Source organism: Allomesorhizobium camelthorni (assembly GCF_011045125.1).
In the GTDB taxonomy this organism is placed as follows: Bacteria; Pseudomonadota; Alphaproteobacteria; order Rhizobiales; family Rhizobiaceae; genus Allomesorhizobium; species Allomesorhizobium camelthorni.
In genome coordinates this window covers 256322-274320 of the sequence record NZ_JAAKZF010000003.1, presented here as the reverse complement: position 1 = coordinate 274320, position 17999 = coordinate 256322, and the positions used below count along the sequence as shown (strand labels likewise).

Here is a 17999-nt window from a genome sequence, read left to right as displayed (position 1 = left end):
GACGACCCAGCGGCGCGGCAGGACCTCGAAGCCTCTGGCTTTATCCGTCCGCTTGACGATCTCCAGTGTGAACGTGCCGATCTTTTGCAGCGAGCCCTTAAGCTTCGGCCCGGCATAGCCGCCGTCGGCGAAGACGTGTCGCAGCCACGGCCAGCGTTCCAGAATGGTCTTGAGGGCAGCCGGTGCGCCGTCCCGGTCCTGGATATCGGCGGCGTGGACGACGAGACCGACCATCAGGCCGATGGTGTCGACAATGTGACGCTTGCGCCCGTTGATCAGCCGGTCCGGACGGCAAAGTCGACGCGGCGACGCTCGTGGCAGCAAGGCTGGCGGGGATCGATCGCGTCTACAAGGCGGGCGGTGCGATAGCCGTCGCGGCGGCGGCATTCGGGACACAGTCCGTGCCGCGCTGCTGCAAGTTTGAAGGACCGGGAAGCCCGTGGGTAGCTGCCGCCAAGCAACTCCTCCAGGGTAGGATCGCTTCGCGAGTGTCCGCTGGGCCAAGCGAGAGCATCATTCTCGCCGACGACACTGCAAATCCACGGCTGGCTGCCTTGGACCTCTTGATCGAAGCTGAACACGGCTCGGACTCGTCAGCCTTCCTTGTCACATGGTCGAGGGACGTGGCTGAAGCCGCACGCGCGCTGGTTCCTGAATGCTGGAGGAAGATGAGTATGCGTCGCATCGAGTACTCTCGAGACGTGCTGAGCGGTAGTCGCGGAGGTATCGTAATCACCCGGGATCGTCAGGAAGCCTACGATTTCATCAACGACTACGCTCCCGAGCACCTGCAGATCCTGTCAAAGTCGCCGTTCGAACACCTCAGTCATATACGAAACGCAGCCGAGATACTCTTGGGGGAGCACGCACCGGGGTCCATGGCGAATTATCTGATGGGACCCAATGCCGTTCTGCCCACATCGGGGGCTGCCCGTTACAGTGGCGGCCTCAGCGTGCACGATTTCCTAAAGGCCAGCTCCGTCGGCCATGTCACGGCGAAAGGCTATGGTGAAATGGCGCGGCATACCTACCGCTTCGCAAGCTATGAAGGGTTCGACGCGCACGCAAATGCGGTCTCAGCAATGAGGATGTTTTAAATTCCAGCCGGCGCGCCGGAGCCAGTGTTCAATTTCCGCCAGAGATTGTGTTGCCCCGAGGAGTCGGCAATTGCCCGAGGCGCAGGCGCAAATCCGTGCTTGACAGTCAGCTTCATGTTCTCTATTTGTTCCAAACCATGACACACGCGCCCGTCCATCTCATACGCTGATCGCGCCGAAACGCTGCACTCGCAGCGGCCGATCCTGTTTGCGTATGAGAGGGTATGATGAGCGCCCAGCCTGACATCCAAGACGATCCCGTCGCCGCCGCGCGCGGGATTGCCGCTTCCAAGACCTTCGCGCCTCGGGGGACCGTGCGCTGCCTTGGCATTCCATTGTTCCGCACCCAAATCGCCCGAGACCTGGGCTGCCTCCTCGACTTCGACACGGATGTCGTATCCTGGACCTGTCTCCCGACGGCATTGGGCGAGGGGGGAGCCGCCCACGTGCCCGACTTCCTGGTAGAACGCGGGAGTGGCACCACAATCGAGGATGCGGTCGACGGGCAGACGGGTGGCCCTGAATCATGGATCGTTGAAGCAGCGCATCGTGCAGGGCACTGCTATTCTGCTACGCATTCCACTCAGATGAATGCAGGGTACCGTCTCCAGAATGCCCGGGACCTGCTGCGGTACGCGCGCTGGCATTGTCCGCTGGGCGATCGGGTGCGGTTGCTCGCGGCGTTGGACGAGGTCGGCTCCATGACTGTGACCGAATGCCTGGCAGCCTTCAAAGAAACAGCACCAATAGCCGGATTCGCGTCGCTGGTCCTGCACCGCTTCATTGAGGTCGAACTCGATGAAGCGCGGATCGGCCCCGAAACTGCGGCACGCAGATGGCGTGACTGACAACCCCAAATCCGGCTCTCTGCTCCATCCTTGGGATCGCGGATGACGGCCCTCGACAAGGTGTCGACATGACAAAATTCAGGCAAAAGCTTCACGCCAACCTTACGCGGTCCGTGACACTGTATCTCGCGTACTGCGGCCTGGCCCGCGCTTGCCGTGATCAGTATGGATTTCTGCGCGGCAAGCCGGCAGTGCTTGGCATCGTGATCCCCGAGGGCTCCGACCTCGCTATCTATGAAGATGCTGTTGCTTTCGTTGCGCTTGGCGAATCCCTTCGCCAGCGCAAGTGGAGCAGGAGTGATGATACGATCATCCTGACGCGCTCGGCAGGATACCGAAAAACCGGGTCAAAACCGGACGACATTGCGATCGCCCTCAGCGAAAAATCGCGCGTAGTCGTTGTAGCGGAGACTGCCGAAGCGCTACCCGATGACTTCAGAATCTCGGCGGATGCTGTGGTCAGTGTCGATCCGCCCAGTGCCCGCCACGTTGCCGCCGCATGCCGGTTGTGCCTCGGCGTCCACGTTTCGGAGTCAGATGCCGCTTTCATCGCAACGGTGCCGCTGGGCATCATCGCAGCGACGCTGCGGAGGGGGAGACCGGCCGCCGTCTCGATTGAGAGAATGAGGCTGGTGACCGCGAGCAAGCCGAGGAAGGATGTCGCTGGCCCCAAGCTGGAGGACCTCCACGGATTGGGTGAGGCGGGCGAGTGGGGAACGGAATTGGCGAGGGACCTCGCCGATTGGCGAGCGGGCAAGATCGGATGGCAAGATGTCGACCGCGGCATTCTGCTGAGCGGCCCTCCAGGCACGGGCAAAACGACCTTCGCTGGCGCTCTCGCACGCACCTGCGGCGCATATTTGGTGCTTGGGTCGATCGGGCGCTGGCAGGCGAGGGGGCATCTTGGCGACATGTTGAAAGCCATGCGCAGGGCCTTCGAAGAAGCAAAATCCAACGCACCCAGCATCCTATTTTTGGACGAGATCGATGCCGTCGGCGACCGCGAGAAATTCGACGACCATAATGCCCAATACTGCACCGAAGTGGTCGCCGCCCTGCTTGAATGCATCGACGGGGCGGAGGGCAGGGAGGGCGTCGTCGTTGTCGGAGCCTGCAACTATCCAGGACGGATCGATGCCGCCCTGGTCCGTGCCGGCCGCCTCGACAGACATGTCCGAATTCCGCTGCCCGATCAGGAAGGCCGTGAGGGAATCCTGCGGTGGCATCTTCAGGGGGCGTTAGCCGCTGCCGATCTGACGGAAATCGCCAAGCGTTCGGAAGGATGGTCAGGAGCCTCGTTGGAAAAGCTGGTTCGAGACGCCCGGCGTCGGGCGCGCCGTTCCCATCGGCCCATTGCGCTAGAGGATTTGCATTCCGAGTTTCCGACCATGGTTCCTTTGCCAGTAGGCCTGCGACGACGGACAGCGGTCCATGAGGCAGGGCATGCAATCGTTGGAATTGCGCTCGGGAGCGGAGACCTTCAGGGCGTGACCATCGTGGAGGCCTTCGACCCTTCCGGCAATCAGACGCAGGACGGTGGGGGAACGACCTTTCGGCACCAGAATCTGCGCGAACGGGTGCCTGCGGAGTATCTCGACCTCATCGCGGTCGGGCTGGCCGGATTGGCTGCGGAGGAGGTGGTTCTCGGCTCAAGATCGGCCGGAGGTGGTGGCAGCACGGGTTCAGACCTGCACGCCGCAACCCTCAATGCTCTGATGATGGAGGCCACATACGGATTGGGAGAAAGCCTGGTTTACCTGTCTGATGACCGGGAAAGCGAGCTGTTCGCGGCGCTGAGTCTTAACCGCGATTTGCGGGTGCGTGTCGACCAGATCCTGTCGGAACAGTATCGGCGCTCTAAGCGGATTGTTGAGGAACGCCGCCGTGACGTTGAACGCCTTGCCGATGCGCTGGTTGTGCGCGGCTGCTTGTCAAAACACGAAGTTGACCTTCTGACCGGGAATCCCGGAACCGGACCAGGCACTTCAGACCGATAAGACATCTTCATGGAGTGAGGCTGCGACGACGGGGGAAGTGCGCCATATATTCTCTTGTTACCTGGCTAGCGATCGCGACCGGCAGGATGCCTCTGGCTAGGTGCAAGGCAACCGAGATCGGGCCCCCATCCTCCCCTCGAAGCCGAACGTGGAACTGTTCGGAGGGAGTTGCCACAGACGGCTGGCGTACCGAGAATCACCCGACGTGTTGGTCTCCGGGCTCCCGTTTTTGACGAGAGTTCCCCCGACTAAATTGTCGCCGGATTGAATTGCGCTGGGTGCGGCGCAGCCATTCGTTCGGGTTCGCGGCCTGATCTCCCAAGCCTGTGACCGAGGATTAAAAAGGCCGGGCAGACGGAAGTATTTGTTGATTGTGAGAAAGTCTAACACATCGACTGTAGCGACCACGGCTGCATGGACGATCGCGGCAGCGGCAATCAATAAATCCTGGCCAGGTCCGCGCCTCTGGCTGGGGCGGTGCAGCACCCACAGGTGACGCAGCTCCGGCACAACGTTCATCTCTCCATATAAGCGGGCCACCGCGGCGTCGGCTTTGAGAAACGGCATATCTGTCTCGAGCAAGTCATCGACCCATCGGGAAAGTTGGTGGGCACGTGCCGGATTCGTACGGCGCAACAGCTCGACACCGCGCTGGAGTTCGACGAGTGCACCGAAAGGAATCGCGAGCTCCGTCGGGGACCTCGCCGCAACCCAACCCATTATAATCGGGTCAGGGATTTGCTTCGTGAATTCACTCAGCACATTCGTGTCGAGGACGAACATCAGGAGTGGGCTCCTTGGCCCGCGCGTTCTAAAACGCCCCCCGCGTTACAGAAATGCCGAATAAGAGCTAATGTGGAATCACCGGCAAACGGTAAAGATGCCGAAATGGAGATTGGATCGTGTCGAACCCTGATCGAAAGCACGACAATCGAACCCAAGGAGTTTGGACGGTTCAGCAGGCGCGGGACCGGTTTGAAGAGCTTCTTGATGCGGCCGCCAACAAAGGGCCGCAGCAAATCCACGACACCGAACGCGGTATCGTCTTTGGTTTGGAAAAATCCGCTCCGTCAAAGAAGTCAGGGCGTGATTTTCTGCTGAAAGGAGGACCGCTCGACGACCGAGACATCGATCCGGACTGAGCGCACCACCCCCACATGCAGGTGCGCTTGGTGGTCGAGGAGACGACTGCGGCCAAACAGTGCTGGCCGCAGTCTTGGACCATTACTCAGCTGCGAGGGGCGGCTTCGACCCGATCAGCGGAGGTGACAATTTCCCGAAGTTGTCAAACGAGTCATCGATCGGATCGTCGTCTTCCAGCATTCGCCGCAAATCGCCGCGTGCATAAGATTTGTCGTCGTCCGGGAACAAGCCTGCCTGCACGTACGACTGGTAGTACTGGAATTCCGCGAGGTTTGCCAAGGTCCGGCATAGCTGGGATTTCCTCCCGCGAGACATATGTGGTTCGGCGGTAGCCGGCATTCCTTCCAATGCCTTGAGTTCTTCGGCCGCTGCCGCCAACCCGCGGTCAGCTGTCAGACCCTTGGCAGCACGAAGATCAGTTATCTCTTGGATCAGACGTCGCCCTGCAAGCCTCTTGGCTATCCGCAGCCAATCCTTGTAGCGCGCCACTTCCCGGGTCGACACCTTCCAGGTTCGCTGCTGTACCGCAGCGGCCTCGATCGGTACGGACGGCACTTTCCGGTTGTGGTGATCAACAATGGAGCGACCAATGGCGAACGCGAGCGGAGGCGGTACCGAATTGGCGAGCATGAGCTGTCTTTGCCGTGCACCGAGGATCATGTCGTCAGGATTCCGGCTGTCGCTAGTCTGGGAACGAAGTGCTCCCCAGTTCCACCCCGCTGGATAGCCGGCTAGTCGTGAAAACTGATCGAAAGAAGGTTGCGCGACCTTTCTCAGGTCCACAGGATCGCCCGCTTGCGGCCGGTAACGATGCGACAGCCCGTCGGTCGATGTCCGGATTAGAGTGGGAGCTGGTCTGTCTGTGCGGTGGATTGCTCCGGAAGCTGGACCGCCCGGCGCACAGTAGTAAAATCGGGTCTCGGGATTTTTCCCCGCGAGCTTTTTCAGGTCCGCTTCGCGGAGACGATATCCCTTATATTCGTCGGAGGCTGCTTCCGTGACGGCATCCGGGCACTCCGCGTCGAGCGTGAAGTCGTCAAAAAGAGTTCCGAACTCGGATCCCAGCACGTCCGTTACATTGATCCGCTGGGCTGATTTGTACTGGTTGAGATAGGCATGAAACCAGCCGTCGGTCTCGTCGAGGCATCCTGCCAAGATCAGCCGTTCGCGCGCTTGGGGTGTTCCGAAAGAGGAAGCGTTTACTACGGCCTCCGATAGGCCGTAGCCAACTCGTCTGAAGATCGCGACAGCTCTCTTGTACGTCAGGGATTTGCGTAACCCCTTGACGTTCTCCATGACGAAATACTTCGGCCGCGCCGCTGCAACGATAATTGCGAACGCTTCGGTGAGCGTCGAACGCGGGTCGTCGTCACCCTCTCCCTTGCCGGCACTTGAAAATGCTTGGCAGGGCGGGCCGCCGAAGATGATATCGGGTTTGTCGTGGGTGACTTCCGGCGCTATGTCGACGATTGCCGTAAGGTCAACAACATGTTGAGTCTTGCGGCTGGTGTGTACTTGGCCCCGCCGGAACTTCCCGGAATCCTCTACCGGAGGCTGTTTGCTGGGTGCCGGCCGAAATGGAAGCCGGTGCTCTACGTGCTTGATGTTCGTCTTGTGGACCTCAATGACCGCTGGGTCATGATCCATGGATCGCACAATCTTAATTCCGGCCTTTTGCATTCCGTGGGCGAAACCACCCGCCCCACAGAAAAGGTCTACTGCTCGTAATACAGTCAATTCCAAACTCCCCGTTGATGACGGTTGCACCGTCGCCTATCGGGAGTTGAAGACTGCTTAATTTGAAACTCAAAAGTGCGCGGCGGCGGTGCCGTGGGGCGGTGTGGAGGCAAGATAGAGTCATCTCACTGCAGGCGACTGCCTACCGAGCCCGCAGCCCGAATGGGCATTTGCAGACGAGTTACCAAATCGCGAGTGGGTCCGCCATTTCCAGGTATTGGCAGAAGGCGTTAGCGAGTTGCATCTGGCGCGGCGACCGGCATTCCGCTTCGAAAATCTGCGGAGAACTCACAAGGATCGAGATGCATTTGGCGCGCGAAATCGCGACATTTAGGCGGTTCAGGCTGTAAAGAAACTCCATCCCTCGAGGCGCGTCGGCATAGCTCGAAGTGGCTGTCGAGTAAATCGCTATGGCCGCTTCCTGTCCTTGGAACTTGTCCACGGTACCCACCCGTGCTCGCGGTAGGTGCTTTTGTATTTCGAACACCTGCGCGTTGTAGGGGGCGATTATCACTATGTCCTCTGATCCGAGTGGCTGTTCGCATCCCTTGTCATCGATCCAGGTTGAACTGGCATCGAGCATTCGGTTGACCAGTTCGGCAACGGCGACGGCCTCCTCCGGCGAGCAATTCTGGTTGCCGACATGCTCCACCGGCAGATAGCGGAGGCCCGAACCGTTGACCGGTCCTGATGACCTGATGACCTGCCTTTCCCGACCTTCCCTGGAGCGAAGCTTTCCCGCGTAGAATGCCTCCGATGTAAACGCACAGATATCCGGGTGCAGCCGCCACGTCTCGTCAAGGAACAACCCTTGATCAGGCGCAATGATCTGGCTTTTACCGAGAATGTGGGCGAGGGCAGAAGTGCCAGTCCCCTCGGGATGGGTTCCCTTCGTTGGCTGGTCCAGTTGCTGCGGGTCACCAAGCAACACCACTGCCTTGGCGGCATTGGAGGCTGCCAGCACGCTGGCCAAGGACATTTGGGCCGCCTCGTCGACGAACAGAACGTCGACGGCCTCGAACGCGTCCTGACGAGCCCATAACCAGGCGGTTCCGCCACCGACGTCTGTGCCGTTGCCGAAAGCAGCTAAAAGGTCTTCCGGCTTCTTGGCGAACGAGAGACGGTGTTGAGCGTCTTCGGCCTCGCCAGCCTTTTGGCAGCACTGAAGATCAACCCCAAGTTCGTCCGCCGCCTTGACCACGGCATCGATCAGGTTGCGGATCACCTTGTGGCTGTTCGCAGTGATGCCGACTTTCTTGCCGCGTCGGACCAACTCGCAAATCATGCGCGCGCCGGTGTAGGTTTTCCCTGCGCCGGGCGGCCCTTGGATAGGAAAGACGCCGTTGCTCAATTCGCCCGCTGCTCGCAACGCGGCATCAAGCGTAGTTTCGCCCTCCCGCCGGACCGCTTCGCCGGAGCTGAGGATAGGCTCTTTGAGCAGCAGGGCACGCGCTGCTTTATATGGGCCGTTCCCGTGAATCCCGTTTGCGACAACGTGCTCTCCTATTCGCGCAAGGGCTTCGGCTAGAACCTCGATGCGAACCGTGCCGTGCTCGAACACCGCGGTCGGGTGGATGTCAGCACTGTCTTGGCGCTTCTTGATGTCGATGGTCAGGTCGTCGAATGAGATATCTGCGACTTTGCCCAAATCATTGCCGCCGAGGTTCTTCAAGTCTTCGCCACCGCGTAGTTCGGTCTCCTGGGGTGGAAACGAATACCGGTGGATTGGCGCACGTGCGGTTCCTCCGGCAGCGTCAACGAATTCCAAGCCGGACAGTCCCGCCTTCTCGTCCATCAAGTCATCTGCTGACAAGGCGGCCAGGCGGAAGTACTCCCACCAGACGGCCTTCTGTTCCCGCCGGTGCCAATCCAGGATATTTGCGAGGATCCAGCGCGCTTGCTGTTCGCCATCCCGATCGGCCGGATCGACAGGGATGCCGGCCGAAAGTGACTCGATCAGTGGTGCAATTCTCGCGAGCCAGTCGGTGATCTTTTCGTCTGGCGCGCCATCGCCGGGAACTGGCCGCGAAATGGCCACTCCTGTCGCGATAACCTCGGCCCTGCGCGCCTCCAGCCAGTCCCGCAACCTGGCCGTCGAAATGCAGTCGTCTTGATTATACCCTAGCACGACCGCCCTTGTTTCTTCGGTGACGGACGGGGCATTCTCCAGCTCGAGACTGGCCGACATTTCGGTAAGTGCCGAGTTTGCGGCGCTGAGCGGCACGCTGCGCTCGAACCCATAGAACGGCTCCAGCCTCTTGATCGAGTAGCTCTCGACGCTTGCGCGCAATCCGTTGCGCACGATTCCGTAGAGGTCCACGAACACGCCGGCGCGCAACAGTCGGTCGATTTCATCTTCGCGGGTTGCGTAGCGTCCCATCAGCGTTTTCAGGGCTGCAGGCTCATATGGTGCGTAGTGGTAGACATGGAGGTCGGGATGGCGGTCCCACCTTGCCATCAGGAAATCTACAAACGTTTCGAAAGCGCGTTTCTCGTCGGCGCGACTGAAAGCCCAGTTGCCGCGGTAACCAAGGTTCCCCACATCGTCGAAGCAGGCATAGCCGAAAAGGTACTCCAGCCCGTGCTCTCCGACGAAGGGATCGCCTTCCAGGTCCAGGAAAACATCGCCGGGCGAGGGTGCCGGGAGAAGGCTGAAGCCAAATCCTGGCTCGACCGGCAACAACTCGAAAATCTTGTCGCCAGTCTTGCGCGCCTCATGCTGGATTCGTGCTTGTTCCCTGATGCGGGTCAGTGCCTGTGCCGAACCGCGGTCCGGCTTCCATTGTAGCGGAACCGGGGTGGCAGCAAGCGCAGCTAGCGTTTTGATGTCGTGATCACCGAGTTCAGAAATCTGCAGTTTCGATATGCCTGCCACAACACAAAGGTGATCGTCATCACGGCGGCGCTGGTCGCACGTCCTCTCCCAGCGGCAGATGTCGCAATGCTCCTGCGGATCAGGGTAGGTGGCTTCATTCGATACAGCCGTTATTGAGGTAGCGAGTCCTCTCTGCACTTTACGAAAATAGGCCGCGTAATCGGAAAACCGGTAACTCTGGGGCACGAAGTCTGACCATGGCCGAACGATGTGCATGAATTCGGGTGCGCATCCCTGAGTTTCTCGAAGGAGATCCGAATAGAGGCAGAGCTGCAGGACCGATCCTGCCTTGGTTTCTCGGGCCAGCTTGGTGTCGACCGGTTCGTAGGACCAATTTCCGAACGCGCTTGGCGTCATTACCCTGAGGAGCACATCTGTCCGGCCTACCCAAATCCCGTGTGCAAGCGCCCCTTGCACAATTGCATCGACTCCATCTCTCATGGCCGAAATGGTTTCTGCGACGGCGTCGGATGAAACGCCGATACCATCAATAGTGACGGTCTGAAGCCCCAGACTTGTCAGGTGCTCCACGTATTTTCGCTCATGTGCCGCCCCGCGCTCCCGCAATATCTCAAGGAGCGGGTCCCATACTTGAGGTTTGGCGGATGTTCCGTCGGCAACGGCCCGGTCAAGCTGCGTCAGATGCCGGCAGCTGAGATGGCCGACGAGGTCGCTGGCGCTGAGTTCGTAAGAGTGGCCCGTGTTCCTGATGACTATCACCGCGACGTATCGAGTGGATATTCTTCTGCCGAGGTTTGTACATCCGGCAACTTGGAGGACTCCGAACCAAATCGTCCAAGCGCCATTCATATCTTGCCGGCAGACACCGTGCTAGCTGTGTCGTGCTCCTCTGGCTACCTCGGCGACGATTTCGTCGACTGTATTCGAAGCCACCACCTTCAATGGCACCGCGCCTACAGCGAGCGCTTTTTCAATGAGTATTTCGCCTCCGTTTGTGGCGAACATCTCCCGAAGCTGAGAAAACTCACCGCACCATGCTGTTTCCATGTCGATATCTCGTCCGGTGTTGCGCTGTGCGCCCCCGTCGAATACAACTGCCCGCATCTGCAAATTGCCTCCCGGATTCCCCCCAACCTCAATCCCGAAGCCGGGGTCGGATGCCTTTCGCATTGTGATGCGGCCGTCCTTCACCCACGCTGTTTCCATTCCCTCCCTGACGTCGTATCCCAATGCGGACAGTCCTTCGAGGACGGCACGGCGGCGTGCGCGAGAGGCCGCTGCGTCAGCCTGCTCCTTTAGGTAAGCCTCTGCACGTTCAATGTGCAAAGGCGCACTGGCCAAGCCTCCTGACCCAAGCACTGCATCAAGTTCTTGGGCTAGGGAACGCGCCCGTTCACTGTCAAATTTTTCCAATTCTTTCCGGAGCGAGGCTAGAGTCGGCCGCAGCTTGATCCTGTCCCGCGCCTGTTTGGTTGCGGCCGCGAGATCGATTAGGAGGCTGTCGGCGAGCAACTGCTTGCGCGAAGATTTTTCGACGGCCACGGCGGCGGCGCGTTCTTCGAAAGCTGCCGCCGCATCCGTCCCGGCGAGCGTCGACAGCTCCGCTAGATGCGTGTCTATCGAGTCCAACAAATCGTCGTCCACAAGCGGCTGAGCGGACGCCCATTCCGAAAACGTCAGCCTTCGTTCGCCTTCTCCGAGACAATTCGCGAGTTCGCGCTGGTGTTCGGAAATTCCGCCCGCCGAATGGGATCCCATTAGCGATTTCATTGCTCCGCTGATGGCTGCTTCCAGCTGCTGCCGAGAAAGGGTTCCCGACTTCAGCACGGCTGCCAACTCTGTTGGGATGTCGCGGCCAGCCCGTCCCAACGCTACTGCGAGCGTCTCGGCGGATTTCTGAAGGCGACGTGCGGACTTCCGCTTTTCTGTTTCCGCATCCGCTGCTTTCACTAGGCGCACCTGGGTGTCAGACGCGAGATAGGAGATCTCAGCGGCGACCTGTTTCTGCAGGTCCATGAACCTGTCCGAGGCCAGCAAATTCTTCAAAGCGCTCCCGCGGGCAGCGACAGCTTCGATGTCACCGTCGTCCACCGTGCCATTACGGCGGCCAATACGCACCCATTCGGCCATCGCCGCTTCAAACTGGGCGAGAAGGCGTTCGCACAGGGCAATCATTTCTTCCCTGGTTATTATACGGACAACCTTTGGACCACTCATCGGCTTGCTCCATGTCCGAGTGCTTCGATAACTGCCGTCCGGAGCCGCGCGCGCTCCTCCGTTTTGTTGTGAAACCACCCGTGGGACGAAACGCGGTGGATGCGGGGAATCGCCCGGCCGAGGACCTTCGGCCGCCATACCTCGCGGGCACGGGCCGTTTCCAAAATCCGGTGGCGGGGAGCGTCGCATTCGATGCCAATACCGAAGAGGCCAGTCCTCGGGTCCTCGATTGCGAAATCGAGCCCGAACGCACCTCCATCGTGTGCCTGCTGAGGACGCCAACCCTGCTCGCGCAGAAAGGACGCGACCGAGTCGGAGAAGCCGTCCTGTTCGGTAGCGACACGTTCCTTCTCGCCTCCGTGTTCCGTTGCGAGACGCAAGAGCAGCGTACGGCCACTTTCGAATTCGCCTGCCGATATGGCGCGAGCGTATTCGAGATAGCCTTGTAGAAAGTCGCGTGGAGCGGAAGGAGGCCTCCGGGAGGATAGCATGTCCGAAATCTCAGCAATGGGTATCGAGGTCACCATCACGACCTTCGATCTTGCCCGGGTGACGGCAACGTTCAGGCGGCGTTGACCGCCTTTCTGACCGAGAACGCCGAAATTGCGCCGGAAAGTGCCTTGTCCGTTCCTCCCGAATGTCGATGAAAACACTATCACGTCCCGCTCGTCACCCTGCACGTTTTCAACGTTTTTGACGAAGAAGCCCATGTCCTCGCCATCCTCGATGCGCTCCCGCTCCCTCGCCAGGGCAACTCGGAAGTCGGCATCGTTCTCAGCCCTTTCTTCGAGGACTTCCTCGATGAGGTCCGCCTGTTTGCGGTTGAAAGTGACGACACCGACCGTTGGCGGCGCGCTGTCGCGGCTCCAAAGCTCAGCAAGGAGCTCAACCACCTTGTCCGCTTCCATCCGGTTGGTCTGGTCGCTGTAAATCCCGTCAACACGGACTAGTTCTATAGGTCTCGCACGCCTGACTTCGTCGTCCGGATGTTTGACGGGAACGTTGAGCCGGTTGCCATAGAACGAGGCGTTGGAGAAGCCTATCAACTCCCGGTATGCGGACCGGTAATGGATCTGGAGCGTGGTTGACGGGAGTACAGTCCTGGCAAGCTGCAGGAGATCGGGACAATCTTTGATCTCGCGCCTGTTCCATGTTTCGGTATAGATGTCCCTATCCTCGTCGCTCGCGTTCTCCTCCAGTTCTTCACCATCGAAGATGTCGGCTTCGTCGTTTTCGACTTTGCTCGAGAAGAACGCCGTCGGGGGCATTTGCTTCTCGTCGCCGCTGACGATGACGATGTCTCCCCGAAATAGTGTGGGGAGTGAATATTCAACCGGCATCTGGGACGATTCATCGTAGATCACGACGTCAAACATTGCGCCCCTGAGAGGCAGGACCCGGCTTGCAACGTCCGGGTTCATCAGCCAGACAGGACGAAGTTCCATCAGTCCGAGATCCGTGCCCCGGTCCAGGAACTCCCGCAGACGTCGTGCCCGCTGCCCGCGCAACCGCGTGATGTCTTCCCACTCCCGAAGCGGGCGGATGCGGCCGACGTCGATGCCTTCAATCAGCAAGTCGCGGTTGGTTCGTCGCATCGCGTGATCTGCTTCGGCAAGAGCCCGGATTTTGCTCTGGATTTCTCCAGTCTCGTATAGGAGGGTCGGGTTATCAGCCTCGATCCGCGCCTTCCAGGCCAAACGCGCTTCGCGGGCAATAATCCTGCGCGTCTCCGATTCCAACTCTGCATCGGGGATCTCTGCCAGCAAGACATCCTTGCTGCGCAACACTCCGAATACCCTCATCGCGGTATCTCCGATCCGCGACGCCCTGATGCGGAAGCGCTGGTAGGAGGCAAGGGCAGGGAGGCTCTCCGCGACTTTCAAAATTGCGTCTGAAGTTGCCCCGTCGGCGTCGATTTCAGCGCGCCGCCCGTCGAGCCACGTTTTCTCAAACCAAGGCGAAAGGTTGTCGAGGGCAGCTCGACTGAACTGCCGGGCTTCGTACCTCTCGAAAGCATGCTCGGCACTAGTCTTGAGGTTCTCGTACGCTTCAAGCGATCCGCTCGAAACGATCGTTTCAAGCCTAAGTGGATCCGGAAACGCCGAAACAGCATCCGCAAGACGCTGGCAAACACCAAGGCTGGCGCTTCGGTGCGATGCGATGTCCGCCAGTTCCCGCGCGGCAGCGTCTCTCGCAACCAAGCCGTCTTCCCTTATCGTGGACAGCAATGACCGAAGGCGGTCGCGGAGCGGACGCCGAATTTGCTCCATCTGTCCGGCCGTTAGAAACGCTGCAATGTCCTCAGGCCCGTCGCCAAGTTTGTGATCTTCCAGAAAACCTCGGAGTTGGCGCTTTCTGTTCCAGCGAAGAGGATTGAACCGGCCGATGCCGGAGACCGGAGCCGTCACCGAAGCTGCCAATTTTACGGACTGCTCTAGGTCTTGGTCCGAAAGGGAGACTGCGACGTGTGAAACCTTGCTAGACACTGGCGAATGCTCGACATTACGGAGCTTCCGTTCAACCTCCAACAGAGTTTGGGCCAAGTTGGTGACGTCGCTTTGCCCTGCGGCATCGCGGCGGGACAGCTGCAACCACCTGGCCAACTCATTTCGAGTCGCAGCCGACATCGACCTGAATTCGCTGTCGTGCTCATTGAACCACTTGCGGTACGGTTCGGGGTCCGAAAGCGGGATCGCGTCCAGCGTCCGCTCCAGGACTTCCGCGCGATAGGATTCGTTGCGCCGAAGCGCTTCGAAGTCATCTGAGAAAGCGCTTGCGGTGGCCGCGTCCGGAGTGAAGGATTTGAGGACGGAAAGTGGGCTGCCCTCGTATTTCGCAGGAAGCCAGTGCTGCACCTGAGCTCCGCAGGTTTCTTCCAGTTCTGCAACTTTGAACGGGTCCAAGTCGGCGAGCAGCCGGCGCAACGCCGTGACTTCCAAAGCCGGTCGTGCACCCACCTCGAGCGCGATCAGTTCTCCTAGAAGGGTGCGGTAGGTTCCGCCAGTAGCTTCATCAACCTGATGCAAAGCTGCGTGATGCTGGTCTAGTTCGGTCTCCAATGCGTGAATTCGGGCGGCGTGCATCTCGCGTTCCCGCTTCCACAGCGGTGCTCCTCCACGAGGTCGGGAAAACAGGGTTTCAAGTTGCTCGCGAACAGCGCGAATGGTCGGCTCACGGTCCCGGTTCATGTCGGAAATCATTACGATCCGCTCGCCCAGCCCTTCTGCCTCCAGCCGTTTCTTGACAACTTCGAGAGCTGCCTGTTTTTGGCAGACGACCAGCAGGCTTTTCTTCCGACCGATCGCATCAGCCACCATGTTCACGATCGTTTGGCTCTTTCCCGTTCCAGGTGGTCCCTCGATCAGCAGCCCCGGTGCCCCTCGCGCCTCCAGTACGGCAGCTTCCTGGGATGGATCGCTGGCCACCGTGAAATAACGGTCGTTCTCCGGAACAGCAGGAATCTCTCGGGCGCTCCAGTCCTGGCTGGTTACCCTGAGTGCGGTTTCGAGAGCCGTACCGGCGGGCGGGATTCCCTTGAGTTGCCTAAGGTCCTCCACGACCGCCTGCCCCATGTACGCCAGATGGAAGAACACCGCCGAGCATTCAACTTCTGGCCTGCCCGGCTCCACCTCCGTTTCACGGCCTGGAACCGGTTTCAGTTCGCGGCTGCGAACCGAGGCAAGCGTCGTTCCAAAGGAATCCATCACGTCTGCAGCGGTAAAACTTGCACGTCCAAGGAGATCGGATGCGGCGTCCAGCCATCGTCGGGACGCTTCGATCCCAATCATGCCCTCGAACGCAGGATTGAGCCGCACTTCGTCACGGTCGCGATCGAATGACACCGACACATGTCCGCGGTTTCCGACCTGCGGACTGATCTTGACCGGCCACAGCAGAACCGGTGCGATACGGGTCCGTGTATTGCCGCGGACGTCCCTCATCAGCAGAATGGGGAATCCTAGATACAAGCCGTCAATGCCAGTATCGCGCTTGTACAGGGTTGAATGGGCGTAGAGTGATCGAAGACGGCGTTCCAGTGTTTCGGGTCCGACAAACACGCTTGGATCGATGTCGATCGTGTGGTCAGTGCGCGCGAGGATTTGGTCCAGTATCGCCGGTGCGGTCCTTCGCTCGCTGCCAAGTTCCATTAGATCGACGCGGGGGGTGGACTTCCCGATCAGCATACGGGTGAGGGGACCTCGCAAGATGCTTCCCGAAATCTTCTTCGCGAAGTAGTCAAGGAGAGTCGAGACATAGGCCTGCTTCGGCGGCTCCACCCAACTCTCTTCGGGAACTGAAAGGAGCGCAAGCGCCCGACCTATGGGCATTCTACGATCGAGCCGGAACTGATCAGCCCATTCGTCGACGCGGGCGATGTTGCAGCGCGCGAAACCTGTCAGCCGTTCATCAATCATCTTGTGGATGTCGCGACGGGAACTGGCCAGCATTTCTTCCGCAGCGTCCACACGAAATGTGGTCACCCCAGCACGTTCGGCGGCATCTCGCGCTTCTTCCAGGATCTCCTGCACCGATCTGAACTGTCCCAAGACCGCGGACAATAAGAGTATAAAATCCTCTTCCGTCGTCTGCCTTCGCTCGATAAGCGAAACGAGACCGGGATGATCGGTATCGGGGAACAGGCGGCGGCGATCATCCCAGAGCGCCGACAGACGAGCCTTGGATGTAGAGAGGAGGTTTATCCGCAAGTCGTCTTCGTTCAGCTCTATCCCGAGTTGCCTTGCTCTGGCCCTGACCGTTGCTACCCTCTCCTTGAGCTTGCCAAGCCACGGTTCAGCGTCAATGCGCTTGAGAAAGTCGGGTGCCGGTCCCGCAATGAGGTTGTAGCCTTCCTCGGGATGATCCAATAGCCAACCAGGCGTGACGATGTTGCCTTTGGCGATCAAGGGCATCGCCGGGTTGAGCACCTTCAGTCCAAGCGAGAGACGCAGATCATCCGATATCTCTTCGATATGTGCTAGCTGGCGGATACCTGAACGGATTTTTGAATCCAGTTCCGCATCCTCAACCCATGTAGCGACTGCCCCCCGTGCAAGCTGATCCCGAGCTTCGTCCCAGTTCACGGCTTCGGCCGCCGCAAGCGCGTATTTCGCGGCCTTGTCGTGGCTCGTGCCTGCCAGTGCGATCGGAACCCGACCGCTGGTCTCATTGACAGAGGCGGCCTCCGTTGGGACAGGAATTTCCTCACCCTCGAGCCAGCCTCTCACTTCTTTCCATTGCCAGCGTTTTCGATGATCGCGGGCCAGCAGGCCGCGCAGCAATACCTCCACTGAAGGATCGAGGTCAGAAGGGATCGGCACGCCGTTCGTCAGGACGTAGATGAGGAAGGCTTGCTGGTTGACCCCTTCGAAGCAAGCGCCCGCCGTGGCTTGCTCCAAAACGATCATTCCAAGACTCCACCAGTCGGAGGCAGCCGCAACTCCCCCTGCAATGGCTTCCGGAGCCATGTACCGCGTAGTCTCCAAAGGAGAGACCACGTCAAGATCGAAGTCCGAAAGACGGGCTGAACCGAATCCGGTGACGACGAGGTCCAGCGGGTTTCTGGTCCTTACGATGATGTTACCCGGATGGAGATCGCGGTGCCGAAGGCCCGAGTTCGAAAATGCGTGCAGCGCTCCTCCAATCTCGGAAACCAAGCGCTGAATTGCATCCAAGCCGGATCCTGTATGGCCGAGTTCAGCCAGGGAACCACCTGTGATTTCTTCCGCAACCTCATAAGCGCGGTCACTCCAGCGGCCGATATCGAGAATTTCCTGCACATGGTCGCGGGGGAGATTGCGGACAACATCATAAACTGCCGGGTCGGGTTCGGCCGCGTCGGCGTAAAGGGTGAGTACCGCGGGTTTGCCGCTTTCTGGTTCTTGCGTAAGGAACCTTTCACTCACAACGTTTGAAGCCGCGAGCTTTCGGATAAGCTGCCATCCGGCTATTTCCGTCACTTCGATTCCGGGGGCCGTTTCGACAATCGCATTGTCCGCCGGCGACAGGGCACTCACTTCGACTGTCAGGTCGGCTGGGAGATCGGTCCCGCAAGTGAAGCAGATGACGTCGCCTTCCTCAACGGGGTGCCCTTGGGAACAGGTCCTTTCTGTTGGAACTGGAACTT

Annotated in this window: 8 protein-coding genes and 2 pseudogenes; 4 read left to right on the top strand and 6 right to left on the bottom strand. The window is 59.5% G+C overall.

Features of this window, described 5'->3' with window-relative positions:
- Window positions 1–276: pseudogene (locus G6N73_RS05330) on the bottom strand (transposase); the annotation flags it as partial.
- Between the two features lie 8 nt (window positions 277–284).
- On the opposite strand from G6N73_RS05330, the pseudogene hisD reads away from it, so the two are divergent.
- The 3 genes and pseudogenes from hisD to G6N73_RS05315 all read left to right on the top strand — a co-directional run.
- A pseudogene (gene hisD, locus G6N73_RS05325) lies at window positions 285–1097 on the top strand (histidinol dehydrogenase); the annotation flags it as partial.
- A gap of 224 nt (window positions 1098–1321) precedes the next feature.
- Window positions 1322–1945 carry a hypothetical protein gene (locus tag G6N73_RS05320; RefSeq protein ID WP_165024294.1) on the top strand — a complete coding sequence of 208 codons (624 nt, stop codon included), beginning with the start codon at window positions 1322–1324 and terminating at the stop codon, window positions 1943–1945.
- Between the two features lie 68 nt (window positions 1946–2013).
- Window positions 2014–3942 carry an AAA family ATPase gene (locus G6N73_RS05315; protein ID WP_165024292.1) on the top strand — a complete coding sequence of 643 codons (1929 nt, stop codon included), beginning with the start codon at window positions 2014–2016 and terminating at the stop codon, window positions 3940–3942.
- Between the two features lie 96 nt (window positions 3943–4038).
- Here the strand turns inward: G6N73_RS05315 and G6N73_RS05310 are convergent, their stop codons facing one another.
- On the bottom strand, window positions 4039–4725 hold the full coding sequence (locus G6N73_RS05310; protein WP_165024289.1) for a type II toxin-antitoxin system VapC family toxin: 687 nt from the start codon (window positions 4723–4725) through the stop codon (window positions 4039–4041).
- Between the two features lie 119 nt (window positions 4726–4844).
- Here G6N73_RS05310 and G6N73_RS05305 point away from each other — a divergent pair, with 119 nt between their 5' ends.
- Window positions 4845–5084 carry a hypothetical protein gene (locus tag G6N73_RS05305; RefSeq protein ID WP_165024287.1) on the top strand — a complete coding sequence of 80 codons (240 nt, stop codon included), beginning with the start codon at window positions 4845–4847 and terminating at the stop codon, window positions 5082–5084.
- Between the two features lie 82 nt (window positions 5085–5166).
- Here G6N73_RS05305 and G6N73_RS05300 read toward each other — a convergent pair whose 3' ends face one another.
- The 4 genes from G6N73_RS05300 to G6N73_RS05285 all read right to left on the bottom strand — a co-directional run bounded on the left by G6N73_RS05300 (window position 5167) and on the right by G6N73_RS05285 (window position 17889).
- Entirely contained in the window at window positions 5167–6852 is a 1686-nt protein-coding gene (locus G6N73_RS05300; RefSeq protein WP_343044557.1) for a DNA cytosine methyltransferase, read from the bottom strand.
- Between the two features lie 151 nt (window positions 6853–7003).
- Window positions 7004–10417 (bottom strand): TM0106 family RecB-like putative nuclease, encoded by a 3414-nt coding sequence (locus G6N73_RS05295; RefSeq protein ID WP_343044556.1) that lies wholly within the window; start codon window positions 10415–10417, stop codon window positions 7004–7006.
- Between the two features lie 111 nt (window positions 10418–10528).
- Window positions 10529–11875: a hypothetical protein gene (locus G6N73_RS05290; protein WP_165024279.1), complete on the bottom strand. Its 1347-nt coding sequence runs from the start codon at window positions 11873–11875 to the stop codon at window positions 10529–10531.
- Entirely contained in the window at window positions 11872–17889 is a 6018-nt protein-coding gene (locus G6N73_RS05285) for an AAA domain-containing protein (RefSeq protein WP_343044555.1), read from the bottom strand. The genes G6N73_RS05290 and G6N73_RS05285 overlap by 4 nt, the downstream gene beginning before the upstream one ends.
- Window positions 17890–17999 lie beyond the last annotated feature (110 nt).